Consider the following 23,664-nt stretch of genomic DNA (forward strand, 5'->3'; position numbering starts at 1 on the left):
AAGGAAAGACACTATGCATCCTCCCATCGACAGCCAGGCCTCGGCCGACCTGAATTCGCTCGCGGCCATGGTGCTGCTGGTCGATGACCAGGTCATGGTCGGCGAGGCCATCCGCAGGGCCCTGGCCACGGAGGGCAACATCGACTTCCACTATTGTTCGGACCCCTACAAAGCGCTGACCGTCGCGGTGCAGACACGGCCCACGGTGATCCTGCAGGACCTGGTGCTGCCGGGCGTAGACGGCCTGAGCCTGGTGCAGGAATACCGCAACCACCCGGTCACGCGGGACATTCCCATCATCGTGCTGTCGACCAAGGAGGATCCGGCCATCAAGAGCGCCGCGTTCGCGGCCGGCGCCAACGACTACCTGGTGAAGTTGCCGGATTCCATCGAATTGGTCGCGCGCATCCGCTACCACTCGCGCTCGTACCTGGCGCTGGTGCAGCGCGACGAGGCCTACCAGGCGCTGCGCCAGAGCCAGCAGCAATTGCTGGAAAGCAATATGGAGCTGCGCCGCCTGACCAATTCCGATGGCCTGACCGGGCTAGGCAACCGCCGCTATTTCGACGAATACCTCAATGCCGAGTGGCTGCGCGCGCGCCGCGATGGCCGCGAGATCAGCATGCTGATGATCGACGTGGACCACTTCAAGGCCTATAACGATACCTACGGCCATATCGCCGGCGACGAGGCGCTCAAGCGCGTCGCCAACACCATTTTCGCCAGTTGCGACCGCTCCACCGACCTGGCCGCGCGCTTCGGCGGCGAGGAATTCGCGCTGGTGCTGCCGGGCACGCCGGCCGGCAGCGCCCGCCTGGCCGCCGAGAAGCTGCGGCGCGCGGTCGAGGCCATGCAGATTCCGCGCAAGGATATGGGCGGCGGTCCGTGGCTGACCGTCAGTATCGGCACCGCGACCGCCGTGCCGGTGGCCGACCGGCCCTGCACCGACCTGATCCAGGTCGCCGATCGCGGCCTCTACCAGGCCAAGCACCAGGGGCGCAACCGCGTGGTGCAGGGCGAGATGTCGGCGGCCGGCGAGGCGGCGGGGCCGGCCTGAGGCGGCGGCCCCGCCGCCTATCAGGCGCGCGCGCCGCGCCGCATCGAGGTGGCCGCCAGCATCAGCGTCAGGCTGATGCCGACCGCCACCGCCGCCATGGCCATGCCTTCGCCGACCGAACCCTGTTCGAACTGCCGCCACACGAACACCGATACCGTTTGCACACCGGCCGGCGCCAGCAACAGCGAGGTGACCAGTTCGCGCGAGGCCACCGCGAACACCATCAGCATGGACGCCGCCAGGCCCGGCAGCACCAGCGGCAGCACCACGCGGCGCAGCGCCGCGGCGGCGCTGGCGCCGTGCACGCGCGCGGCCGCTTCGAGGTTGGCGCCGAGCTGCGCCAGCGCCGCGCCGACGTAGCGCACCGGATACGGCAGCAGCAGGCAGGTGTACGACAGCAGCAGGATGCCCCAGGTGCCGTAGGGCGAGGCCGGCCAGAACGGCTGGTTCCAGGCCAGGATCAGGCCGACTCCAACCACCACGCCGGGCAGCGCCGCGGGCAGCAGCGCCAGCGCGTCAATGACGGCCGCGCCCGGCACATGGCGGCCGGCCACGCACCAGGCCGCCAGCAGGCCCACCGCGCCCGCCGCCAGGGCGGTGCCGCAGGCCAGCAGCAGGCTGGTCGACAGTGCCTGCCAGGCTTCGCCGCCGGCCTGGAACAGCGCCGCGAAATTGGCCAGTGTCAGGTTGTCCGGCGACAGGCCGCCGGAAACATGGCGCGTCAGGGCCGCGGCCAGCATCGATGCCAGCGGCGTCGCCACCGCCACCAGCGCCACCGCTGCGAACAGGGCCAGTACCGGCCAGCGCCAGGCTCCCAGCCGACCGCGCGCCAGCGGTGCGGGCTTGCCGGTGGTGGTCTCGAAGCCGCGCCCGGCCACCAGCGCGCGCTGGATCGCGTAGGCCGTCAGCGCCAGCGCCACCAGCACCAGCGATAACAGCGCCGCGCCGGGCAGATCAATGGGCCAGTCGGCCAGGCGCCGTTCGATGGCGGTGGTCATGACGGCGACGCCGGCCTGAGCGCCGAGGGCCGCGGGCACGCCGTATTCCTCGATCGCCAGGGTGAAGGCCAGCAGCAGGCTGGCGCCGATGGCCGGCAAGGCCAGTGGCAGGGTCACGCGCAGGAAAGCGCGCCAGGGGCCGGCGCCGAACACGCGCGCCACCTCGGCCAGCCGGGCGCCGGTGGCGGCCATGCTGCGCGAGACGGCGAAGTACACCACCGGGAAGATCGCCAGGCCCATCGCCAGCGTCACGCCGGCCGGCGAGAACAGCAGCGGCCCGAGGTTGAAGCCGGCCAGTTGTTCCAGGTAGCCGCGCGGTTGCAGCGCCATGGTCCACGATAGCGCCGCGATGTAGGGCGGCAGCAGGAACGGCACCAGGAACAGCAGGTCCCACAACCGCGCCAGCGGCACCTGGAACAGCCCGCGCAGGGCGCCCAGCGGAATGCCGATCGCGGCGCTGACGGCGGCCACGCCCAGGCCCAGCTTGAGCGTGCCGCCCAGCAGGGTCAGCGCGGCCGGCGTGGCCAGGGTGGCGGCCCAGGCGCCGAAGGGGTCGCGCAACGAGCCTTCGGCCAGGTGGGGAAAGACGGCCTGCAGCGCGACGAAGGCCATCGGCAGGGCGACGAGCACGCCCAGGGCGGCCACGGTAATGGCCGCCAGGAGGAAAACGCTTTTCATGGTGGGAGAAGGGATGCCGGGCGCGCCGGCATCCCGGCCTGTCAGTGTTGGCCGAACAGGCGCGCGAAACGCGCCAGCACGTCGGCGCGCGAGGCGCCGGGCGCGGTTTCGGGCAGCAGGGTCAGGTCCTTGAACAGCGGCCGCTTGCCGGCCACGTCCTGGCGCGCCGGCATCAGCCAGGCATCGGCGACGGCGCGCTGGCCGTCCTCGGACAGCACGTAGTCGATGAACTGGCGGGCCTGGTCGGGCACCTTGGTGGTCTTGAGGATCATCATCGGGCGCGGCGCGATGGCGGTGCCGCTGGACGGGAAGATCACCTTGATCGATTCGCCTTTCTCGACGCTGGCGTACGAGACGTAGTCGACCGCGCCGAACACCGCGGCCTTGGCGCCTTGCAGCACGGGCGTCAGCGCCTGGGCGTTGGGGCCAGAGATGGTCATGCCGTTGTCGCGCAGCGTCTCGAACAGCTTCCAGGCCGCTTCGCCCTGGGCGCTTTGCAGGCCCAGCAGCAGGTCGAGCGAGGCGCCGGACAGGGCGGGATCGGGCGTGGTGACCTTCTGCTTGAACTGCGGGCCGGTCAGGTCGGCCCAGTCGCGCGGTTCGGGGGTGCCGCTGCGCGTGTTCCAGACGATGCCCAGCGCCGAGATGCCCTGCGCCACATAGGTCGGGGTCTTGAAGCGGGCCGGCACCTGGGCGGCATTGGGGCTGTCGTGGGCCAGCAGCCAGCCGCGCTGGTCCAGGTCCTGGGCGGTGTCCCAGGACGCCGAGATCAGCACGTCGGCACGCGGGTTGGCGGACTCGGCTTCGAGCCGCGCCATGACCTTGCCGGTGGTGGCCTGGAACACATCGACCCTGATGCCGGTCTTGTCGTGAAAGCCAGCGGCCAATTGCTTGATCAGGGCGCCGGGCCCCGCGGTGTAAACGGTCAGCGCCTTGGCCTGGCCGGCGGCCAATCCGAACGAAAGCGTCATAAAGAACGTGGCAAGTAGTTTGGAAAGGGGAGTGTGGAGCATTTTAGGCAGAGTCCTGGGGGTTGGACAGCACGAGGTCGGCGATGCGGCCGTGCGCCATGCGGGCAATGGTGTGCGCCAGGGCATGGGCTTCCTCATGGTCGTGGGTGACATAGACGGCGGTGGTGCCAAGGCGGCGCAGCAACGCGCCGATTTCGACGCAGAGCGATTCGCGCAAGGCGCGGTCCAGGTTGGACAACGGCTCGTCGAACAGCAGCACGCGCGGCCGCGCCACGATGGCGCGGGCCAGCGCGACGCGCTGCTGCTGGCCGCCGGACAGCTCCGACGGCCGGCGCGCGGCGTGCTCGCCCAGGCCGACCAGGGCCAGGGCTTCATGCACCCGGCCCGGCCGCTCGCGCCGGGGGACACCGCGCATTTCCAGCGGGAAGGCGACGTTGCCGGCCACGCTCAGGTGCGGCCATAGCGCGTAGTCCTGGAACACCATACCGAGGTCGCGGCGCTCCGGCGGCGCATGGCGCCGCGTATCGCAGACGATGGCATCGCCGAAGGCGATGCTGCCGGCCTGTGGCCGTAGCAGCCCGGCCAGCGACTTGAGCAGGGTGCTCTTGCCGCAGCCCGACGGGCCCAGCAGCGCCAGGACGGTGCCCGCGGGCACGTCCAGGTCGACGCCGTCCAGCACGGTGTGGCCGTTGAAGGCGTGGCGCAGGCCGCGCACGGCGATCGCCGTGCCGCGCGCGGTCGATGCCGGCGCGTTCAAAACCGGTGCCGCAGGCCGAGGTTCAGGCCGAACTGGTTCTTGCCCGGTTCGACGTTGGCGCCGTATTTGCCGCCGACCACGCTCTGCGCCGATTTATCGTCGTTGACCGCATAGGCGGCCACGGCGTAGACCGTGGTGCGCTTGGACAGATCGTATTCGTTGCCCAGCACGAACATGGTGGACTTCTGGCCGGTGCCGGCGGCCTGCGCGGCCGGGCACACGGCATTGTTCATGTCGTCGCAAACCGAGTCATTCAGGTGATACACGGCGAACGACAGGCGGTTGTTCTGCACCGGCCGGTAGGCCACGCCCAGCCAGGTCAGGTTGTTCTTGTAGGTGCGCTGCGTCAGCTTCTGCTCCAGCCAGCGGTAGCCGGCGTAGACCTTGACGTCCTCGAAGTCGTACGACAGGCCGGCCACGATGCGGTCTTCGCGGTTGTCGCTGTTGGCGCCCTTGGCGGGCTTGTCGGCATGCTTGGAGTGATACAGCAGTCCGGCGCTCAGGCCGCCGGACTGGTACCGCACGCCGCCGCCGAACATGCGGCCCCGCGTCTTGTCGTCGAACGACTGTTCGTTGTTCCAACCGAAGCTGTAGTAGCCGCCGACGGACACGGGTCCGAACTTGCCGACGTACATCACCGCGTTGTCGGTGCGGTCGGAGAAGGCCGGGTCGGGGCGCTTGATGGAGAAGTTGGCGTTGTCGAACGGGTTGTATTTGCTCATCCAGTCGATCATGAGCGTGTTGTGGCGGCCCAGCGTCAGGCGGCCCAGGCGCTTGCTCGACAGGCCGACGTAGGCCTGGCGGCCGAACAGGCGGCCGCCTTGCAGGGCGCTGCCGTTGCCGGAGTTGAAGCCGTTTTCCAGCACGAATACCGTTGCCAGGCCGTCGCCCAGGTCTTCGGTGCCGCGCAGCCCCCAGCGCGAACCGTTCAGGTTGCCGGCGCTCATGCCCGTCTTGCTGTTGCCGCTGGGACCGTTGCTGAGGTATTGCAGGCCGGTATCGATCAGGCCATAGAGCCGGACCGTACTGGAGGGGGCCGTCGCCGCGAGGGCGGGAGAGAGTGCCGAGACGGACAGGCAGGCGCCAGCCGCCGCGATGCGGAGAGTCGATTTCATGAAAGGAAGTCCTCTTTGGGATTCAATCGGAATCGACACTCTAGGGGCGGGTCGCTACAGCTTCGTGACACGCCCCGATATCCGGCGACCACTCGGCAAGGCGTTGGCGGCGAGCGGCGCGGCCCGCGGCCGACGGACTTTCAGAGATGCAGCTTGGTCGATGACTTCACTTCGTGCATCGACAGGGTGCTGAGCAGTTCCTTCACGCCGGGCAGGGTGCGCAGCCGGTTGCGCACGAACTCGGAATAGGCATCGAAGTCGCGCGCCACGATGTGCAGCAGATAGTCGTGCTGGCCGGTCGTGTTGTGGCAGGCCAGCACTTCGGGCATGGCGGCCACCGCCGCTTCGAAGGCGTGGCAGGTTTTCTCGGTGTGGTTGTCCAGCGAGATGCTGACGAACGCCACCACGCCCATGCCGAGCGCGCGGCGGTCGAGGATGGCCTGGTAGCCGCGGATGACGCCGGAGGTTTCCAGGCGCTTGAGGCGCTTCCAGCAGGGCGAGGCCGACAGCGACACGCGCTCGGCCAGTTCGGCGTTGGAGAGCCGGCCATCTTCTTGAAGGATTTTCATGATTTTCCAATCAATCGCGTCAAGTTGATGTAACAAGGCAGTCCCTTTCATGATTATCTTGATATGAGAAACGATATTTCCCATTATCCATTTTCAAGAGCATAAATGGAAAGAACATTGCGGCCCGGCAGGCCCATACTCGCTGCATCGCCCGGCCGGCGGCGCTATCGTGTCCATACCCGTGATGCCGCCGCCAGCCAGGCCGCCATTCCCCCTTGAGAGGCACGCCATGAGTTATTCCAGCTATCACAAGAAAGACATCTCCGGCCGTCCGCTGCATGCCGAAACGCAGATGATGTCGTACGGCTTCGACCCGTTCCTGTCCGAAGGCGCGGTCAAGCCGCCGGTGTTTCTCACGTCCACCTTCGCCTTCCGTTCGGCCGAGGACGGCGCCGAGTTCTTCGATCTGGTGGCCGGCCGCAAGCCTCTGCCGCAGGGCGAATCGGCCGGGCTGGTGTACAGCCGCTTCAACCATCCCAACCTGGAAATCGTCGAGGACCGGCTGTCGCTGCTGGACGGCTCGGAGGACGCCGCGGTGACCTCCAGCGGCATGTCGGCGATCAGTGCGGTGTTCCTGGCGTTCCTGCGTCCGGGCGACCAGTTGGTGCAGTCGGTGCCCCTGTACGGCGGCACCGAGACCCTGATCGCCAAGATCTTCCCGGAATGGGGCATCGGCTCGCATCCGATCCAGGACGGCCTGTCGGCGCGCAGCATGCGCGATGCGCTCGAAGCGGCCGCGGCCCAGGGGCCGGTGCGGCTGTTCTATGTGGAAACGCCGGCCAATCCGACCAACGCGCTGATCGATTTCCAGGCGGTGCAGGCCGAGCTGGACGCATTCGCCAGCCGCCACGGCTATCGCCCGATCTCGGTGTGCGACAACACGCTGCTGGGGCCCATCTTTCAGAAGCCGGCCGCGCACGGCGTGGACCTGTGCGTGTATTCGCTGACCAAGTACGTGGGCGGACACAGCGACCTGGTGGCCGGCGCGGTCACCGGCTCCAAGGACCTGATCAAGAAGGTGCGCGCCATCCGCAGCGCCTTCGGCTCGCAGTTGGACCCGCATTCGTGCTGGATGATCACGCGCTCGATGGAAACCGTGGTGTTGCGCATGAAGCAGGCCGCGCGCAGCGCCACCCGGGTGGCGCAATGGCTGGCGGGCAACCCGCACGAGAAAGTGCGCATCTATCATCCGGAAATCATCGCCGACGAGGCGTACCAGGCGGTCTACAAACGTCAGTGCACCGGACCGGGCTCGACCTTCGCTTTCGTGCTGGATGGCGGTCGCGCCAAGGCGTTCCGTTGCATCAATGCCCTGCGGCTGTTCAAGTCGGCGGTCAGCCTGGGCGGCACCGAGTCGCTGGTGTGCCACCCGGCCTCGACCACGCATTCCGGCGTGCCGGCGGCCGAGCGCGATGCGGCCGGCGTGTCCGAGGGGCTGATCCGCATTTCCATCGGCCTGGAGCATGAGGAAGACCTGATCGCCGACATGGACCAGGCGTTCCGCAGCCTGGCGTGAGCCCCGCGCGGGTCGATCCGCGCCGGGTCATCCCGCGGGGGCGCGCAGCGCCGCGCGCACCCCGTCGGGCGTGAACGGCGCCTGGTAAAAACGCCGGCCGGTGGCGTCGAACAGGGCGTTGGCGAGGGCCGCCGGCCCCGGGATCGCGGCAGACTCGCCCGCGCCCATGGGCGCCTGGTCCTGGCGGGGCATCAGCAGTACGTCGATGGGCGGCAGGTCCTTGAAGCCCATGATGGGGTAGCCGCCCCATTCGCGGCTGGCCACGCCGGCCGCGTCGAACCGCACGCGTTCGATCAGGCAGCGGCTGAGGGTCTGGTTGACGTTGCCATGGATCTGGTGGCGCACGCCGTCCGGGTTGACGATCATGCCGGTATCCTGGCCCACCACCACACGGGCGACGGCGATACGGCCGCTGGCGGGGTCCACGCTCAGGTCGACGACCCAGGCCGCCCAGGCGGCGCCGAAGCCGGGGAACTTGCTGTGCACATAGCGCGCGTAGGCCACCCCGCGTCCGTGCAGGCGGCCGTCGGCGCCGGGCGCGCCGCGGCTGCCGGGCGGCCGCCCGTGCCAGCCGGCGCGCGCCGCCGTGGCTTCCAGCAGCGCGACGGCGCGCGCATCGTCCAGGTGCGCCAGCCGGAACGCGACCGGGTCGGCGCCAGCCGCCTCGGCCAGCTCGTCGATCATGCAGTCATGGGCGTAGGAACTGGGCAGCGCCGAGACGCCGCGCAGCCACGAGGCGCGCACCAGCGGCGCGGTGTCGTGGCAGACGATGCGCCGGCTCGGATAACGGTAGGGCGGCACCGAGGTGCGGTCGCCCATCTCCAGCACGCGCGGCTCGCCGGACACGCCGCCGGTCAGCAGCAGCGCCAGCAGCGGCGCATCGTTGGACGGATAGCGCACTTCGAAATCGTAGGCCAGCAGCTTGCCGTCGGCGTCCAATGCCGCGGCCACGTCCATCAATTGGCCTGTGCCCTTGGGTTCCCATTGGTGTTCCTGGTCGCGCATCAGCTGCACCCGCACCGGCGCGCCCACGGCGGCCGACAGCAGCGCGGCGTCGGCGCAGACGTCGTCGGCGCAGTTGCGGCCGTAGCAGCCGGCGGCTTCCATGCGGATGATGTCGATGCGGTCTTCGCCCAGCTTGAGCAGGCGGTCGAGGTCGGCGCGCAGCATGTGCGGATTCTGGGTGCCGGCCCAGACCGTGAGGCGGCCGTCGCGGTGGTCGGCCACCGCGCACGACGGTCCGATCGACGCGTGCATCTGGTAGGGCCAGACATAAGTGCGGCGCAGGTGTACCGGGGCGGCGGCACAGGCGGCCTCGACGTCGCCTTCCTCCAGCAGCAGGCGGCGGCGCGCGGGGTGGGCGCGCAGGGCGGCGGCCAGATCGTCGAGCACCGGCGCCGGCGGCACCGGCTTCCAGCGCACCTTGAGCGCGCGCATGGCGGCTTCGGCCTGTTCCTCGCGGTCGGCCACCACGCCGATGAAATCGCCTTGCACCACGACCTGCACCCGGCCCGGCAGATGCGCGACGGAGTCGGCGTCGACGTCGATCAGGCAGCGGCCGATGAAGTCGCCAGCGTCGCGGCCGGGGTGCGGCGGGCGCACCACGCGGCCATGGCGCATGCCGGGCACGCGCACGTCATGCACGAAGCTCAGTTCGCCGGTGGCCTTGGCGGGAATGTCCACGCGCGCCACGGCGCGGCCCACCACGGTGTAGTCGCCCGAAGGCTTGAGCCGGACCTGGCCGTCGTCGGCGGCCAGGTCCAGCCGGGTGTGCTGACCGCCGATCAATTGGCCGTAGTGCAAGGCGCGCGTGTCCGACTCGTCGGCGGGGTGGACGACGCCGTCGCGCAAGCGCAGCGCATCCGCCGCCAGGCCCCATCGCCGGGCCGCACACGCCAGCAGGTGTTCGCGCGCCTGGGCCGCGGCGCGGCGCAGCGGCGCGGCCGAGATCTGGATGCTGGCGCTGGCGATGGTGGGGCCCTGGTTGGGCGTGGCGTTGGTGTGGCCCAGCACCATTTCCAGCCGCGCCATCGGCACGTGCAGTTCCTCGGCCACGATCTGCGCCAGCGCGGTGCGGATGCCGGTGCCCAGGTCGACGTGGCCGTTGAAGGCCAGCGCGCGCCAGCCGTCCGGGGCGGCGTCGTCGGCCAACACCGCCACGAAGATCTCCGGCGTGTCCTGGACGTAATCCGAGACCACGCCCGGCTGCCCGGGCGCCGGGCGCGGCGGCGCGGTCGGCGCGCGCACGACCAGCAACGCGCCAGGGTGGGTCAGCAGCGCGTCGTGCTGCGCGCGGGGATGGGGCAGGTTCATGGGCGAAGGCGATCGGGCCGATCAGGGATTATGCCGCCAGCGCGCCGATGTCGGCCAGGGCTTGCTCCAGCGGCATGACGGCGGCGTACTTCTGCGCCATGTCGAACAGGTTGGCCTCGTGCGGCCCGAGCGCGCGGTCGCCGCAGCAGTCGGACACCACCAGCGGCCGCAGGCCGGCCTGCATGGCGTCGACCACGCTGGCGCGCACGCAGCCGCTGGTGACGCACCCGGCCACCACCAGCGTCTGCACGCCGCGCTGCGCCAGCCATGGCGCCAGCATGGTGCCGTAGAACGCAGAGGGCGTGCTTTTGCGCACCACGTATTCCCCGGGCGCGGGCGCCAGCTGCGGCACGATGGCGCTGTTGTGGCTGTCTTCCTTGAGCGTCAGCATGCCGGGCACCTTCAGGCAGAAGATATTGCTGTCGGCGTCGTCGTCCGAAAACACGATGCGGCTGTGCGCCACCGGCCAGCCCTGTTCGCGCGCATGCGCCAGCAGCGCGCGGGTGCGTTCGATGGCCTGTGGGATGTTGCCGCCGCCGAACACGGCCGGGTCGGCGAAGCCGTTGACGAAGTCGATGATCAGCAGGCCGAACGGCGCCTTCAGCGGCAGCGGCGTGCCGAAGCCCTGGCGGGCGTAGGCCGAGATATCCCCGGCGGGAACGGTGGTGGTCATGCCAGCTCCTTGCGGCGGGCGGCATAGGCCAGCCCGGGTTCGTCCTGCACCACGCCGTCGATGACGGCGGCCTGGTCATCGAGCATCACCGTGCAATGGCGCATCGGGATGTCGATATGGCAGGCGGTGGTGCGCTGGCCGCCGGCCTCGTTGTTCGGCCCCATGGACCAGAGGAAATTGCCTTCGAAGGCGCGCGCGTCCATGCCGATGTGGGTTTCCTTGCCGTAGTGGCCCAGCATCGACCAATGGGCGCGCGGTTGCAGGCCCCAGCCGATGTGCGAGACGGCGTAGGCCTCGGGGTCTTCATACGAGGCCATGTAGTCGCGCAGCACGTCGGCCTGCAGGCCGCCCTGGATGCGGGTGACGTAGCCGCGCTCGACGGTCAGGGTGATCGGGTCGGTCACGTAGTCCTTCATCGGCAGCAGGATGTCGCCGCGGTCCAGCACCACCTGGCCGTTGCTGTGGCCCTCGTCGGGCCAGGTCAGCACGAAGCCGCTGGGCCAGTGGTCCCAGCGGCCGGGCTCGTCGACGAAGCCGTACTCCGAAATCGCGGGGAAGCTGCCTAGCCGGCATTGCAGGTCGGTGCCGGCCCGCGACGTGATGCGCATCTGGCGCGACTCGCCGATCCGCGCCGCGGCTGCGCGCACGCGCTCGCGGTCGGCTTCGGTCGGCACCAGCCGGCACAGGATCTCGGGTGGCTCGACCGCCAGCAGGATCTTGGTGCCGCCCTGCAGGATTTCGTGCTGCTCGGGCGAGAACAGCAGCGTCATCAGGTCCAGCACCAGGTCGCTGGCCTTGAGGGCGGCGATGGCGGCCGGGTTGCCCGTCAGCGGCGTGGTGCCCAGGTAGGCCAGCGAATCGCGGCTGAGGGATTTTTCGCCATTGACCGGCGGCAGGTCGAGGCGGTTGACGCGCGCGCCCATGTCGCCGGCGGCGGCGATGGCGCAGCGCAGGGTCTGCGGATGGGTGTCGGCGCCGGTAAGCACGGTCACGGTCTGGCCGGCTTCGAGGCGGGAAAGCGTGAGCACCTGTTTCCAGGCGCGGATCAGGTCGATGTCGCTGACGGGCATGGCGGACTCCTGGTGAAGAAAGGGGGGATTCAGCCGCGCGGTTCGAGGAAGTCGCCCAGCGCCTGGTGGAAGCCGGCCTCGTTGTCCCACGGAATCATGTGGCCGGCGGCCGGCACGCGTCGGTGCAGCGTGTCGGGCGCCAGGCCTTGCCACTCGGCCACGTCCTCGTCGCCGACCACGCCGCCGTTCTCGGCGGTCATCAGCAGTTGCGGCACGCGCACGCGCGGCAGGTCGGCGTGGATGTCGTCGCGGCCGAAGTCCTCGAAGCTGCGCACGATGGCCGGCTCGTGGCAGGTGTGCAGCCATTGCGCGCGCAGGCGGCGCTGTTCCTCGGTCCAGGTCGGGCAGAACGCGCGCATGGCTTCGGCGTCCATGCCATGCGTGGCCTGGCGGATCGAATCCACATACCAGGCCAGCTTGGCGGGGTAGGGGCGGCGGCCCGGGCCGGAGACGGGCGGATCGACGATGACCAGCCGCGTCAGGCCGGCCGGCTGGCTGCGCGCCGCGCGCACCGCGATGCGCCCGCCCATGGAATGGCCCATCAGCGCATAGCGTTGCAGGCCGAGCGCCTGCGCCAGGGCCAGCACGTCGGCGGCCTGCGCATCCAGGCCGTAGTCCAGCCCGGGATCGGCGCTGGACAGGCCGCGGCCGCGCACGTCCAGCACATAGGTGTCGTAGCGCTGGCCCAGGCGTTCGGCCACGAAGCCCCAGGTCACGGCCGGGCTGGTGATGCCGGGAATCAGGATGAGCGCATCGCGTTCGGCGCGCGCGCCATCCGCGCCGCCATAGCGCAGATAGTGCTGGCGGATGCCGTTGGCGTGGACGTTGGCGCCGTACAGGAAGGTGCTGGAAGGAATGCTCATGCCGTGCTCCGGGTGGGTAGATGCCAGGACGGGATCCGGTGGCCTTCGCCGCCGCCACGCAAGCGGCGGATCGAGCGTGATGACGCGAAGCGCGGATCCATCTTAGGGTTTCCGATAAATTAAAAAAACAGTGTAGACGCTCTATTCTTGCAAACAGCGAGGTGAATCGCAAAGCCGATGTTCATAGTGGTTTTTACCTATATGTGTTTAAAAATGCACTGTTTTGGACATCTTCGTGCTGTTTTGGATCCACGGTGGTGCCGATTGCCCATCGGGAAAAAATAGAGTGTATGCATAGAAAAGTAGGAGAGCCTCTTGTCTAAATCCCCCCGCATCGCCGTGATCGGCGCCGGCCTCGGTGGCGCCGCCACCGCCTCGCTGCTGTTGCAGGAAGGCTTCGACGTGCGCGTCTACGAGCAGGCGCCGAGTTTCTCGCGCCTGGGCGCCGGCATCCACGTCGGCCCCAACGTCATGAAGATCCTGCGCCGCATCGGCATCGAGGACGCGCTCAACGCCCAGGGGTCGCACCCCGACTTCTGGTACAGCCGCCATGGCCTGACCGGCGACGTGCTGGCGCAGATTCCCCTGGGCGACTACGCCGTCAAGACCTATGGCGCGTCGTACCTGACGGTGCACCGCGGCGACTTCCACGCGCTGCTGATCGAGGCGCTGCCCGAGCGCGTGATGGCCTACTCCAAGCATCTGGTCGGCGTGACCGACCGCGGCCATGACGTCGAGATGCGCTTTGCCGACGGCAGCGTCGAACATGCCGATATCGTGATCGGCGCCGATGGCGTGAATTCCTGCATCCGCGAGGAACTGCTGGGACCGGAGCCCCCCAAGTACGCCGGCTACCTGGCCCACCGCGCGGTGTTCCCGACCCCCGAGGTCAAGGCCGGCATGCTGCCGTTCGACGCCTGCGTGAAGTGGTGGACCGATGACCGCCACATGATGACGTACTTCGTCACCAGCAAGGCCGACGAGCTTTACTACGTGACCGGTGTGCCGGTCGAGCAGTGGGACCTGAACGACCGCTGGCTGCCCAGCAGCAAGGACGAGATGCGCGAGGCCTTCCAGGGCTGGCATCCGACGGTGCAGGCACTGATCGACGCCACCGTCGAGGTCACCAAGTGGTCCCTGCTGGAGCGCGATCCGCTGCCGCTGTGGAGCCGTGGCCGCCTGGTGCTGTTGGGCGACGCCTGCCACCCGATGAAGCCGCACATGGCGCAAGGCGCGGCCATGGCCATCGAGGACGGCGCGATGCTGGTGCGTTGCTTCAAGGAAGTCGGGGCGCATAATCACGCACTGGCTTTCGCGCTGTACGAGGCCAATCGCGCCGAGCGCGCCAGCAAGGTGCAGCGCATTTCGCACGACAACACCTGGTTGCGGACCAACGAAGACCCCGCCTGGTGTTTCGGCTACGACGTGTTCAGCGAGCCGCTGGTCGAACCGAAAGCCAAGGCGGCCTGACGCGTTCGCGCCTTCATCCCCGGACCTTTCGCCACCCACACCATGGAACACGCCGCCACGCCCACGCCCGCCACCGATGCGATCGACTTGATGGTCAATGGACGCGCCGCGCGGGTGGCGGCGCCGCCGGCCACGTCGTTGTTGCTGGTGTTGCGCAACGACCTGGAACTCAACGGCCCCAAGTACGGTTGCGGCCTGGGCGAATGCGGCGCCTGCACGGTGCTGATCGACGGCGTGGCGGCGCGTTCCTGTGTGATTCCGGTGCGGGCGGCGCAGGGACGCGAGGTCACCACCCTCGAAGGACTGGGCACGCGTGAGCGGCCCGGGCCGACCCAGCGCGCCTTCATCGAGTGCCAGGCGGCCCAGTGCGGCTATTGCCTGAACGGCATGATCATGACGGTCGAGGCCCTGCTGCGCCGCGATCCCGCGCCCACAGAGCAGGCCGTGCGCAGCGAGTTGCATCACAACCTGTGCCGCTGTGGCACGCACGTGGAAATCATGCAGGCGGCGCTGCGCGCGGCGCAGCTGCGCCAGGATGCGGCGACGCGTCCGCGCCAGCCGCAAGGAGCCGGCGCATGAGCGCGTGCTTGCCCGAGACCGCGACGCACGCCGTCGAACCGCCGTCCGAGCTGTTGCATGGGCTGGCGCTGCGCCCGCCCGACGCCGCCTGGGACGGCAGCCGCTACCGCGGCAGCCGGCTCGACAGCGTGCGCCTGGACGACGCGCGCGCGCAGGCCGGCGTGGTGGCGGTCGTGCGGCGCGAGCATTTTGCCGGCGTGGTGGCGGTGACGCCGCTGCACGCGCGGCAGGCCCTGGCCAGCCTGGCGCCGGCGTGGCGCGGCGCTGGACGGCCGGCGTATGCGGGGCCGCCGGCCGCCGCCACGGCACCGGTGGCGGAACGTGAATATCTCTGGCAGCCAGCCGAAGCCGGCGCCAGCGCGCGGGTCGCGGCCTGGTGCCTGGACGGCCGCCTGACGCTGTGGCTGCCGCCGGACGCCAGCGCGCTGCGCGCCCTGATACGGCGCGAGCTGGCGGCCTTGTTCGACTGGCCCGAGCAGGCGGTGGACGTGGTGGCGTGGCCGTCCGGCGCGGCCGCGCGAGCGGCGCATGCGCTTGATCTGCTGGATGCCGCGGCCGACGCGGCGCTGCTGTCCGAAGCGGTGGCGCGGCCGGTGTGCGTGGCCAGCCGCGTGGGGGAGCCGGCCACGCTGGTACTGCGCGAAGCGGATCCCGCGGCGGGGCCGGCGCTGTGTTCGCCGCAGCCCTGGGCCATGCGGCCCAGCCTGGCGCGCCTGTTGGCGCGCTCCGGGCCGGCGCCGGCCAGCGGCCAGGCCACGGTGCTGGGCGAGACCCCGGCGCCGGCGCAAGCGCCATCGCATGCGTTGCTGCACGCCAGCGTCGACGAACTCAATGCGGCCCAGGTCTTCGCGGGCGAGAGCCTGTGGCACGAACGCGCGCTGGCGGCTGGCGAGGATCCGGTCGGCTGGCGCCTGCGCCACCTGGACGACGCGCGCGGCCGCGAGCTGGCGCGCCAGGTGGTCGAGCAGGCCGCCATGGACGCCTCCGTGGCGCCGCGCGACGGTCTGCTGCGCGGCAGCGGTTTTGCCACCGCGCAAGTCCGTTGCCAGGCCGAGGACGGCGCGGAGCACATGGTGTGGAGCGCCTGGGTGGCCGAAGTGGCGATCCAACCCGCCACTGGCAGGATCGAGGTGACGCGGGTGGTCGCAGGCCATGACAGCCAGGACCTGCGGCCGGCGCAGGGCGCCAGCACGCGCCTGGCCATCACCCGCCAGCAGCCCGAGCGCTTGGCCGACGCCCGGCGCCTGATCGCCGGGCCGGCGGCGTTCGACGATTGGCGCGCGGCCGCGCCGCTGGCGCCGGCCGCGACAAGCGATGCGCTGGCCACGCCGGCGCCGACACCGCCCGAGGCGGTGCGCGCCGGCCGCCTGGACCTGGACGGCGTGGCGACATTGCCGGCCGCTGCCGCCATCGCCAATGCCATCGAGGACGCCACCGGGGTGCGGCTGCGCCAGGCGCCGTTCGATGCCGGGCAACTGCGCCTGGCCTTGGCGGACCGGCGCGCGGCGCAACGCGGCGTGCTGCGGCGCGGCTGGGGGTGGCTGGCGGCGGGCGCGGCCGGCCTGGCCGCGCTGGCCACCACGATGTGGCCGCTGAAGCCGGCGCTGCCGCTGACCGCCGGCCCCGATCCGACCTTGTACTCGGCGCAGGCGATCGAGCGCGGCCGCCTGGTGGCCGCGGCGGGCGACTGCGTTGCCTGCCACACGGCGCCGGGCGGCGCCCGCAATGCCGGCGGCCTGGCCTTGGACACGCCGTTCGGCGTCATTTCGGCTGGGGGTGGCTGGCGGCGGGCGCGGCCGGCCTGGCCGCGCTGGCCACCACGATGTGGCCGCTGAAGCCGGCGCTGCCGCTGACCGCCGGCCCCGATCCGACCTTGTACTCGGCGCAGGCGATCGAGCGCGGCCGCCTGGTGGCCGCGGCGGGCGACTGCGTTGCCTGCCACACGGCGCCGGGCGGCGCCCGCAATGCCGGCGGCCTGGCCTTGGACACGCCGTTCGGCGTCATTTACACCACCAACATCACGCCCGATCCGCAGACCGGCATCGGCCGCTGGTCATTCGCGGCATTCGAGCGCGCCATGCGCCACGGCGTGCACCAGGATGGCCGCCAGCTGTATCCGGCGTTCCCGTACACCGCCTACGCCAAGCTCAGCGACGCGGACATGCAGGCCTTGTATGGCTACCTCATGTCGCAGCCGGCGGTGGCGGCCACGCCGCCGCGCACCGAGCTGGGTTTCCCGTTCAACCTGCGGCCGCTGCTGGCTGGCTGGAACCTGTTGTTCCATGATCCCAAGCCGTTCACCCCGGATCCGTCGCGGGATGCCGCCTGGAACCGCGGCGCGTACCTGGTGGAAGGCGTGGGGCATTGCGCCGCCTGCCATTCGCCGCGCAACGCGCTGGGCGCGGAGAAGGGCGGCCTTGCCTACCTGGCCGGCGGCCAGGCCGAAGGCTGGAACGCGCCGGCCCTGAACCGGCTGGCCAGCGGCGAGCGCGCGTGGTCGGGCGAGGAACTCTACCACTATCTGCGCACCGGCTATTCGCCGCGCCACGGCGTGGCCGCCGGCCCCATGGCGCCGGTGATCCACGGCCTGGCCGAACTGCCGGACAGCGACCTGCGCGCCATCGTCACCTACTTGACGGCACTGCCGGGGCAGGTCCGGCCGGCGACGCCGCCAGCGCCCGCGACCGGCGCGGCCATCGCGGCGGCGTCGTCCCGCGCGGCCGCCAGCGCCGACGCGGACAGCGCGTCCATCGCCGTCGATGCCGAGACGACGCGCACGCTGCGCCGCGCCAGCGGCGAGCGCATCTACCAGAACGCCTGTGCCGTCTGCCATGAACCGGGCAGCGGTCCCACCCTGTTCGGCGCCAAGCCGTTGCTGGCCCAGAACACCAATCTGCATGCCGCATCGCCCGACAACCTGGTCCAGGTGATCCTGCATGGCATCCAGGCGCCGGCCGACGACGCCCTGGGCCACATGCCGGGGTTCGGCGACAGCCTGGATGACAGGCAGATCGGCGATTTGATCGACTATTTGCGCGCGCGCTTCGCGCCGGAGGAAAAGGCTTGGCCAGTTGATACGACGACCATAGGCAGGCTGCGCCAGCACGCGCCGCCACAGTAAGGGGAAAACGAGGCAGCGGACCGGCCCATGACGGGACCGACCGCGTCTCGCAATACAACATCGCGCGCATCGGTTTGCCCTCGGCGCGCGGCACACAAAGGGAATCACGCATATGTCAGCTTCATTCATCACGGTGGAACAGGGCATCAAGACCGCCGGCGTCGGCAAGTTCCAGTACCGGCTGTTCATGATCTTCGGGCTGGTCTGGCTGGCCGACGCCATGCAGGTACTGTCGATCGGCTTCAGCGCGCCCTCCATCGCTCGCACCTTCGGCATTCCGGTGCCCGAGGCCTTGCAGACCGGCACCGCGTTCTTCGTCGGCATGCTGATCGGCGCTTTTTTCTTCGGCCGGCTGGCCGACCGCATCGGCCGCCGGCCGGTGCTGATGATGGCGGTGGTCATCGACGCCTGCGCCGGCGTGGCCTCGGCCTTCGCGCCCGACTTCGCCTGGCTGCTGCTGCTGCGCTTTGTCACCGGCATCGGTGTCGGCGGCACGCTGCCGGTGGACTACACCATGATGGCCGAGTTCCTGCCGAGCGAACGCCGCGGCCGCTGGCTGGTGCTGCTGGAATCGTTCTGGGCCCTGGGCACGATCTGCCTGGCGCTGCTGGCCCTGGCGGCGCTGTCGTGGGGCGATGACGCCTGGCGCGTGATCTTCTTCGTCACGGGCCTGCCGGCGCTGATCGGCGTGGTGCTGCGCTTCTACATTCCCGAGTCGCCGATGTACCTGAACCGCAACGGCAAGTCAGGCCAGGCGCGCAAGGTGCTCGAACGCGTGGCCCGCGTCAATGGCCGGCCCGCCGATATCCCCGAGCTCAAGCCCGAGCTGCACGAGCGCAAGCCGTTGTCGGCGCTGTTCTCGGCCAGCCTGCGCCGCCGCAGCGTGGCGCTGTGCCTGGCCTGGGCGTTGATCTCGATCGCCTATTACGGGGTCTTTGTCTACCTGCCGATCAAGCTCAGCAGCCAGGGCTTTGCCTTCATGCGCGGCCAGGAATTCCTGGTGCTGCTGGCGCTGGTGCAGTTGCCGGGCTTCGCGCTGTCCGCCTATGGCGTGGAACGCTGGGGCCGCAAGCCGACGCTGGTGGGTTTCCTGATCCTGAGCGCGGTGGGTTGCATGCTGTACAGCTTCGGCACCTCCAGCTTCCTGGTGGTGGGTTCCACGCTGCTGATGAGCTTCGCGCTGCTGGGCACCTGGGGCGCGCTGTACGCCTTCACGCCCGAGGTCTATCCGACCGACCTGCGCGCCAGCGGCATGGGCCTGGCCGGCGCCGTGGCGCGCTTTGGCGGGCTGTTCGCGCCGGCCATCATCGCGCCCATCATGGCCACGCATTTCACGCTGGCGCTGGCGGTGCTGGCGAGCATGCTGGTGGCGGCGGCCTTCGCCATCCGCGCGGTCGACGTCGAATCGCGCAATCGCGCGCTGGATTGATCCGCCCGAGCGGGCGGCACGAGGCCGGGCGGACGCGCGCCGCCCGGGCGCCTCATGCGGCGTCGTCGCCCTCGATCATCTTGCGCAGCAGGAAGTCCAGCGCCAGGCGCTCGGCGGGATTGAGCCGGCCGTAGGTGCTTTCGGTGATCTGTTGGGCGAAGGGTTCCATCTTGCGCACCAGTTCCTGGCCCACCGGGGTGAGGCTGATCACGACCTTGCGGCGATCGTGCGGGTCGTGATCGACCCGCACCAGCTCGCGCTGCCTGAGCCGGTCGACCACGCCACGCACCGTGGCCTGGTCGATGACGGTGGCCTTGACGATGTCCGCCAGCGAACTGCCCTGGTTGTCACGCACCGAGCACAGCACGACGAACTGCGCGGCGGTCAGCTGCGAGTCGGGGATGTATTGCTGGAACAGGGCGGTATGCCGTTGGTACACCCGCCGCAGCAGGTGCCCAATCTGGTCGGAGAACAAGTAGCTGTCCTTGTCGGGGGCGGACGTGTTTTTCACATTTCGCATAAGCCTATCCGAAGCGGTGCCCAGGGCATGATGATCTATCTCAATGGCAATGTCCGGAAGTTTACGGGGCTTGCCGCCTTTGTGCCGGGCGCGACCGGCTTTTTCGCGGCGCGGCAGGCGCGCGGCGCCATCAGCGCGCCGCGGCCACGCGGCCATTGCCGCGCAGGCGGTTCAGCAGCACCAGCGCGGCGGTGCCCAGCAGCAGGAGAGCGGCTGTCGCGATGACCACGGCATAACCCGCGTCGAAGGCATCGCGCGCCAATTGCGCCAGCGACGCGCCGCGCTCGCCGGACAGGCGCTCGGCCAGCAACAGCGCCTGGTCCAGGCTGTCGCGCGCCGCCGCCGGCACCCCGGCGGGCGCGTCCAGCGTATGCGCATAGACGCCCGACAGGATCGACCCCATCAGCGTCACGCCCAGCGCGCCGCCCAGTTCGTACGACACTTCCTCGATCGACGCCGCCATGCCGGCGCGTTCCGGCGTGGCGCTTTGCATGATGGTGCTGGAGGCAGCCGTCATGGTGGCCCCAATGCCCAGCCCCAGCACGCACAGGCTGGCCATCTGCGCCGCCAGCGCGCCGCCGTAGCTGAACAGGTAGCCGCCCATGCCCAGGCCGGACACCAGCAGCGAGACAAACAGCAGGCGCGCGCTGCCCGCCTTCGGCAGCAACCAGCCGGCCAGCGGGCCGGCGATGAACGCGGCCAGCGGCAGCGGCAGGATATACAGCGCGGCTTGGAGCGGCGACATGCCCAGCACCAGTTGCAGACGCTGGCTCAATACCAGTTCCAGGCCCAGCAGGGCGGCCGCCGCGAACAGGGCCGAGGCCACCGCCGAACTGAAGCCGCGATTGCGGAAAATGGCGAAGTCGATCAAGGGATAGGGGCGCGCGCGCTGGCGCCGGGCGAAGATGGCCAGCATCGCGGCGCCGCCGGCGCAGGCCAGCGTGGCGTCCAGCCAGGACGGCTGGGCGCGGCCCAGTTCCTTGAGCGCATAGGCGGTCAGGATCAGGCCGGCCATCACCTGCAGCGAGCCGACCAGGTCCCAGGGACGCTGGTGCTCGGGCTTGCTGGCGGGGATGTAGCGGCGTGCCAGCGGCAGCGCGACGAGCACGATGGGCAGGTTGATCAGGAACACCGAGCCCCACCAGAAGTGTTCCAGCAGGATGCCGCCGATGACCGGTCCCAGCGCCGCGCCGCCCGAGGCCACCGAGGCCCACACGCCGATGGCGATGGCGCGCTCGCGCTCGTCGGCGAAGGTCAGGCGCAGGATCGACAGCGTGGCCGGCATCATCATGGCCGCGCCCACCGCCAGCACCGCGCGCGCCGCGATCAGCGCCGCCGGATTGGGCGCATAGGCGGCCGCCAGCGAGGCCGCGCCGAACACGGCCAGGCCCATCATGAACAGGCGCTTGTGGCCCAGGCGGTCGCCCAGCGTGCCCATGCCCAGCAGCAGGCCGGACACCACCAGGGCGTAGATGTTGACGATCCAGAGCTTGGACGAGGCGGTCACGCCCAGATCGTGCGTGAGGCGGGGCAAGGCGGTGTAAAGCACTGTCATGTCCACCACGATCAACAACAGGGCGCTGGAAACAATAGCCAGCACCAGCCAGCGGCCGGGGACAGCCGGGGCGAGGGCGTATGCAGGATTGGGCTGCGTCATAGGTCTGCTCCGATGGGGGAGCCATTTTCTATCTGCCAATCGAAATCAAAAAGTTGGAATGAATCTATAAAATAGATACATTGAACACCCCCATCGGGAGCATCGATGAACTGGACCCTGGATCAACTCAGGCACTTCGTGGCCGCGGCCGACGCCGGCTCGTTTTCGGCGGCGGCGCGCCACTTGGGCCGGGTGCAGTCGGCCGTCAGTACCTCGCTGGGCCTGCTGGAAGCTGACCTGGGCGTGGAGCTGTTCGACCGTTCGCGCCGCAACGCCACGCTGACGCGCGCCGGCGCAGTGCTGCTGCAAGAGGCGCGCGAGTTGCTGCGGCAGGCGGCGGCGCTGGAACAGCGCGCCCGGTCGTTCGCGGCCGGCCAGGATGCGCACCTGAGCGTGGCCCTGGATGAGGCCTTGCCCGACCGGGTGCTGGGCGTGCTGGTCAAGGAGGTCTCGGCGCGCTTTCCGGCGCTGGAACTGACCCAGCTGAACGGCACGGCCACCGAAGTCGCGGAGTATGTCTCGCAAGGCCGCGCCAGCGTGGCCTTCCACTTCGACCGCGGCGATCCGGGTGCGGCGTTCGCCCATCGCTACCTTGGCGACGTGGGCCAGGGCATTTTCGTGGCGCGCGACCACCCGCTGGCCGCCTTGCCCGAGGTCACGCGCAATGACCTGGCGCGCCATCGCCAGCTGGTGATGCGGATGGAGGGGGTGGAAGATGTGGTGATGAGTCCGTCGGCCTGGCGTTCAGACAGCTTCTACAGCATCGCGGCGATGGTGGCCGACGGGCTGGGGTGGGCGATCCTGCCGCTGAACATCGCCGAGTACGAGGGCTACCGCAAGGATCTGGCCAACGTGCCCTGCGCCGGCCTGTCGCTGCCGCCGCTGCCGGTGCGCACGCTATGGCTGCAGGGCCGCACGCCGACGGCCACCGAGCGCTGGATCCAGGAGCGTATGGAGCAATTGCTGCATCCGGGGGCGTGAGCCGGCGGCCGGTCCGCGCGCCCGCCGGACGGGCCGCGCGGACGGGGCGGCATCAGGCTTTCTTGCGGTACACCAGCACCGGAATGGTGGAGTGCGCCAGCACCTTCTGCGTCTGGCTGCCCAGCACCACGGCGGCCATGCCGCGGCGCCCGTGCGAGGCCATGGCGATCAAGTCGCAGTGGCGTTCGCGGGCGGTGTCGATGATGGCCTGGTACGGGTCTTCATGGGTGGCGCGCAGGGTTTCGCAGGGTACCCCAGCCTCGCGCGCCTGGGTGGCGGCCGCGCTCAGCAGGCGCTCGGCCTGGGCGCGGATCTGGTCCTGGTATTCGCTCAGGCTGTTGGCCACCTGCGCCGCGCCCATGGCGAAGACGTGGAAGGGTTCCTCGACCGTGACGATGGTGGCCTTGGCGCCCAGCGACTTGGCCAGGTCCAGGCTTGCGACCAGGGCTTCCGAGGACAAGGGCGAGCCGTCCGTGGGAATGAGAATGTGCTTGTACATGGTGTCTCCCGTGTTTTTGCCGCGGCCGCCACGACGCGCGGCGGTTACATCACACTGTATCGGGGGACGGCAGGGGCGCAGTTGCGCGGAATCAAACTTTGCGCGCGGTCAAGCCGGCGCCGCCGGGGCGGTGTCAGCGCAACAGGGCGGCCACCAGGTCGCCGCCGGCGCGGTCGGCCTCGCTGAAGTCCAGCGCGGTCTGCACGTGTTCCAGGTGTTCGTCCATCAGCGCGCAGGCGCGCTCGATGTCGCCGTCACGGGCCGCCTCGATGAAGGCGTGATGCTCGCGCGAGGAGCAGCTGGCGTCATGCGAGCTCTGGTACAGCACGGTGATCACGGCGCTGCGCGCCGACAGCTCGCGCAGCATGCCGGTCAACACCGAATTGCCGACGGCCTCGGCCAGCAGGATGTGGAAGTCGCCCAGCAGCCGGTTACGGGTCTGCACGTCGCCGCTTGCCACCGCCGCGCGCTCCTCGGCCAGGTGGGCGTCGATGCGGCGGTAGTCGGCCGCCGTGGCGCGCGTGACGAATTCGCGTGCCAGCGCGGCTTCCAGGATGCGCCGCACCGCGTAGACCTCGCGCGCTTCGTTGGCGTCGGGCTTGCTGACGAAGGCGCCCTTGTCGGGCACGATGTTGATCAGCTTGTCCTTGGACAGCATCAGCAGGGCGGCGCGGATCTTGGTGCGGCTGACCTTGTAGACGCGCGCCAGGGCCTCTTCGCGCAGCCGCGTGCCGGGCGGCAGCCGATGCGCCACGATGGCGGCGGCGATTTCGCGGGCGATGTCGTCGGCGCTGGGGTCGGGGAGGGCTTCCTGGGTCATGAAACGCG

Annotated in this window: 20 protein-coding genes and 1 pseudogene; 8 read left to right on the forward strand and 13 right to left on the reverse strand. The window is 70.0% G+C overall.

What is annotated here, in order from left to right:
• Nucleotides 1–13: 13 nt before the first annotated feature.
• Nucleotides 14–1,057 carry a response regulator gene (locus K2W61_RS20745; protein WP_236756447.1) on the forward strand — a complete coding sequence of 348 codons (1,044 nt, stop codon included), beginning with the start codon at nt 14–16 and terminating at the stop codon, nt 1,055–1,057.
• Between the two features lie 20 nt (nt 1,058–1,077).
• On the opposite strand, the gene K2W61_RS20750 is transcribed toward K2W61_RS20745, so the two are convergent.
• From K2W61_RS20750 to K2W61_RS20770, 5 genes are all read right to left on the reverse strand, one after another.
• Nucleotides 1,078–2,733: an ABC transporter permease gene (locus tag K2W61_RS20750; RefSeq protein ID WP_175135835.1), complete on the reverse strand. Its 1,656-nt coding sequence runs from the start codon at nt 2,731–2,733 to the stop codon at nt 1,078–1,080.
• A 41-nt stretch (nt 2,734–2,774) separates the two neighbouring features.
• Nucleotides 2,775–3,746, reverse strand: a complete 972-nt coding sequence (locus tag K2W61_RS20755; RefSeq protein ID WP_175135836.1) for an ABC transporter substrate-binding protein — start codon at nt 3,744–3,746, stop codon at nt 2,775–2,777.
• 1 nt (nt 3,747) lies between these two features.
• On the reverse strand, nt 3,748–4,461 hold the full coding sequence (locus K2W61_RS20760) for an ABC transporter ATP-binding protein (protein WP_236756448.1): 714 nt from the start codon (nt 4,459–4,461) through the stop codon (nt 3,748–3,750).
• Nucleotides 4,458–5,576 (reverse strand): porin, encoded by a 1,119-nt coding sequence (locus K2W61_RS20765; protein WP_175135838.1) that lies wholly within the window; start codon nt 5,574–5,576, stop codon nt 4,458–4,460. Before K2W61_RS20765 ends, K2W61_RS20760 begins: the two co-directional genes overlap by 4 nt.
• A 140-nt stretch (nt 5,577–5,716) precedes the next feature.
• A complete protein-coding gene (locus K2W61_RS20770; protein ID WP_272909321.1) occupies nt 5,717–6,196 on the reverse strand; it encodes an Lrp/AsnC family transcriptional regulator in 480 nt (159 codons plus the stop codon).
• A 178-nt stretch (nt 6,197–6,374) separates the two neighbouring features.
• Between K2W61_RS20770 and K2W61_RS20775 the strand changes: the two genes are divergently transcribed.
• The gene (locus tag K2W61_RS20775) at nt 6,375–7,661 is read left to right on the forward strand and encodes a cystathionine gamma-synthase family protein (protein WP_175135840.1); all 1,287 of its coding nucleotides are present in this window, start codon (nt 6,375–6,377) and stop codon (nt 7,659–7,661) included.
• Between the two features lie 27 nt (nt 7,662–7,688).
• Here the strand turns inward: K2W61_RS20775 and K2W61_RS20780 are convergent, their stop codons facing one another.
• The 4 genes from K2W61_RS20780 to K2W61_RS20795 are packed head-to-tail and all read right to left on the reverse strand — an operon-like array spanning nt 7,689 to nt 12,580.
• On the reverse strand, nt 7,689–9,974 hold the full coding sequence (locus tag K2W61_RS20780; protein WP_236756449.1) for a xanthine dehydrogenase family protein molybdopterin-binding subunit: 2,286 nt from the start codon (nt 9,972–9,974) through the stop codon (nt 7,689–7,691).
• Between the two features lie 28 nt (nt 9,975–10,002).
• The gene (locus tag K2W61_RS20785; RefSeq protein ID WP_175135931.1) at nt 10,003–10,647 is read right to left on the reverse strand and encodes an isochorismatase family protein; all 645 of its coding nucleotides are present in this window, start codon (nt 10,645–10,647) and stop codon (nt 10,003–10,005) included.
• Nucleotides 10,644–11,717 carry a 2,5-dihydroxypyridine 5,6-dioxygenase NicX family protein gene (locus tag K2W61_RS20790; RefSeq protein WP_175135932.1) on the reverse strand — a complete coding sequence of 358 codons (1,074 nt, stop codon included), beginning with the start codon at nt 11,715–11,717 and terminating at the stop codon, nt 10,644–10,646. The genes K2W61_RS20785 and K2W61_RS20790 overlap by 4 nt, the downstream gene beginning before the upstream one ends.
• Nucleotides 11,718–11,746: 29 nt before the next feature.
• Nucleotides 11,747–12,580: an alpha/beta fold hydrolase gene (locus K2W61_RS20795; RefSeq protein ID WP_175135933.1), complete on the reverse strand. Its 834-nt coding sequence runs from the start codon at nt 12,578–12,580 to the stop codon at nt 11,747–11,749.
• A gap of 315 nt (nt 12,581–12,895) precedes the next feature.
• Here K2W61_RS20795 and K2W61_RS20800 point away from each other — a divergent pair, with 315 nt between their 5' ends.
• The 5 genes and pseudogenes from K2W61_RS20800 (at nt 12,896) to K2W61_RS20820 (ending at nt 19,179) form a co-directional block, all read left to right on the forward strand.
• Nucleotides 12,896–14,050, forward strand: a complete 1,155-nt coding sequence (locus K2W61_RS20800) for an FAD-dependent monooxygenase (RefSeq protein WP_175139745.1) — start codon at nt 12,896–12,898, stop codon at nt 14,048–14,050.
• A gap of 42 nt (nt 14,051–14,092) precedes the next feature.
• Nucleotides 14,093–14,629, forward strand: coding sequence for a (2Fe-2S)-binding protein (locus tag K2W61_RS20805; RefSeq protein WP_419761612.1), 537 nt, complete (start codon nt 14,093–14,095; stop codon nt 14,627–14,629).
• On the forward strand, nt 14,626–16,464 hold the full coding sequence (locus tag K2W61_RS20810; RefSeq protein ID WP_236756450.1) for a hypothetical protein: 1,839 nt from the start codon (nt 14,626–14,628) through the stop codon (nt 16,462–16,464). The genes K2W61_RS20805 and K2W61_RS20810 overlap by 4 nt, the downstream gene beginning before the upstream one ends.
• A pseudogene (locus tag K2W61_RS20815) lies at nt 16,401–17,750 on the forward strand (c-type cytochrome); the annotation flags it as partial. The gene K2W61_RS20810 and the pseudogene K2W61_RS20815, both read left to right, overlap by 64 nt.
• 112 nt (nt 17,751–17,862) lie before the next feature.
• Entirely contained in the window at nt 17,863–19,179 is a 1,317-nt protein-coding gene (locus K2W61_RS20820; RefSeq protein ID WP_175135481.1) for an MFS transporter, read from the forward strand.
• A gap of 52 nt (nt 19,180–19,231) precedes the next feature.
• Here K2W61_RS20820 and K2W61_RS20825 read toward each other — a convergent pair whose 3' ends face one another.
• On the reverse strand, nt 19,232–19,699 hold the full coding sequence (locus K2W61_RS20825) for a MarR family winged helix-turn-helix transcriptional regulator (RefSeq protein ID WP_175135482.1): 468 nt from the start codon (nt 19,697–19,699) through the stop codon (nt 19,232–19,234).
• Nucleotides 19,700–19,829: 130 nt separating this feature from the next.
• Nucleotides 19,830–21,356 carry an MFS transporter gene (locus K2W61_RS20830; RefSeq protein WP_236756451.1) on the reverse strand — a complete coding sequence of 509 codons (1,527 nt, stop codon included), beginning with the start codon at nt 21,354–21,356 and terminating at the stop codon, nt 19,830–19,832.
• A gap of 105 nt (nt 21,357–21,461) precedes the next feature.
• On the opposite strand from K2W61_RS20830, the gene K2W61_RS20835 reads away from it, so the two are divergent.
• Nucleotides 21,462–22,337 (forward strand): LysR family transcriptional regulator, encoded by an 876-nt coding sequence (locus K2W61_RS20835; protein WP_175135484.1) that lies wholly within the window; start codon nt 21,462–21,464, stop codon nt 22,335–22,337.
• Nucleotides 22,338–22,389: 52 nt separating this feature from the next.
• Here K2W61_RS20835 and K2W61_RS20840 read toward each other — a convergent pair whose 3' ends face one another.
• Nucleotides 22,390–22,836 (reverse strand): universal stress protein, encoded by a 447-nt coding sequence (locus K2W61_RS20840; RefSeq protein ID WP_175135485.1) that lies wholly within the window; start codon nt 22,834–22,836, stop codon nt 22,390–22,392.
• A 133-nt stretch (nt 22,837–22,969) separates the two neighbouring features.
• On the reverse strand, nt 22,970–23,656 hold the full coding sequence (locus K2W61_RS20845) for a GntR family transcriptional regulator (RefSeq protein ID WP_236756452.1): 687 nt from the start codon (nt 23,654–23,656) through the stop codon (nt 22,970–22,972).
• Nucleotides 23,657–23,664 lie beyond the last annotated feature (8 nt).

This window comes from Achromobacter pulmonis (genome assembly GCF_021733725.1).
GTDB classification, from domain to species: domain Bacteria; phylum Pseudomonadota; class Gammaproteobacteria; order Burkholderiales; family Burkholderiaceae_B; genus Achromobacter; species Achromobacter pulmonis.

What these genes read in the sequence shown, in the direction of transcription:
- K2W61_RS20745 (WP_236756447.1), top strand. Translation starts at nt 14, where the DNA reads ATGCATCCTCCCATCGACAGCCAGGCCTCGGCCGACCTGAATTCGCTC.
- K2W61_RS20750 (WP_175135835.1), bottom strand. Translation starts at nt 2,733, where the DNA reads ATGAAAAGCGTTTTCCTCCTGGCGGCCATTACCGTGGCCGCCCTGGGC.
- K2W61_RS20755 (WP_175135836.1), bottom strand. Translation starts at nt 3,746, where the DNA reads ATGCTCCACACTCCCCTTTCCAAACTACTTGCCACGTTCTTTATGACG.
- K2W61_RS20765 (WP_175135838.1), bottom strand. Translation starts at nt 5,576, where the DNA reads ATGAAATCGACTCTCCGCATCGCGGCGGCTGGCGCCTGCCTGTCCGTC.
- K2W61_RS20770 (WP_272909321.1), bottom strand. Translation starts at nt 6,196, where the DNA reads ATGAAAGGGACTGCCTTGTTACATCAACTTGACGCGATTGATTGGAAA.
- K2W61_RS20775 (WP_175135840.1), top strand. Translation starts at nt 6,375, where the DNA reads ATGAGTTATTCCAGCTATCACAAGAAAGACATCTCCGGCCGTCCGCTG.
- K2W61_RS20780 (WP_236756449.1), bottom strand. Translation starts at nt 9,974, where the DNA reads ATGAACCTGCCCCATCCCCGCGCGCAGCACGACGCGCTGCTGACCCAC.
- K2W61_RS20785 (WP_175135931.1), bottom strand. Translation starts at nt 10,647, where the DNA reads ATGACCACCACCGTTCCCGCCGGGGATATCTCGGCCTACGCCCGCCAG.
- K2W61_RS20790 (WP_175135932.1), bottom strand. Translation starts at nt 11,717, where the DNA reads ATGCCCGTCAGCGACATCGACCTGATCCGCGCCTGGAAACAGGTGCTC.
- K2W61_RS20795 (WP_175135933.1), bottom strand. Translation starts at nt 12,580, where the DNA reads ATGAGCATTCCTTCCAGCACCTTCCTGTACGGCGCCAACGTCCACGCC.
- K2W61_RS20805 (WP_419761612.1), top strand. Translation starts at nt 14,093, where the DNA reads ATGGAACACGCCGCCACGCCCACGCCCGCCACCGATGCGATCGACTTG.
- K2W61_RS20810 (WP_236756450.1), top strand. Translation starts at nt 14,626, where the DNA reads ATGAGCGCGTGCTTGCCCGAGACCGCGACGCACGCCGTCGAACCGCCG.
- K2W61_RS20820 (WP_175135481.1), top strand. Translation starts at nt 17,863, where the DNA reads ATGTCAGCTTCATTCATCACGGTGGAACAGGGCATCAAGACCGCCGGC.
- K2W61_RS20825 (WP_175135482.1), bottom strand. Translation starts at nt 19,699, where the DNA reads ATGCGAAATGTGAAAAACACGTCCGCCCCCGACAAGGACAGCTACTTG.
- K2W61_RS20830 (WP_236756451.1), bottom strand. Translation starts at nt 21,356, where the DNA reads ATGACGCAGCCCAATCCTGCATACGCCCTCGCCCCGGCTGTCCCCGGC.
- K2W61_RS20835 (WP_175135484.1), top strand. Translation starts at nt 21,462, where the DNA reads ATGAACTGGACCCTGGATCAACTCAGGCACTTCGTGGCCGCGGCCGAC.
- K2W61_RS20840 (WP_175135485.1), bottom strand. Translation starts at nt 22,836, where the DNA reads ATGTACAAGCACATTCTCATTCCCACGGACGGCTCGCCCTTGTCCTCG.
- K2W61_RS20845 (WP_236756452.1), bottom strand. Translation starts at nt 23,656, where the DNA reads ATGACCCAGGAAGCCCTCCCCGACCCCAGCGCCGACGACATCGCCCGC.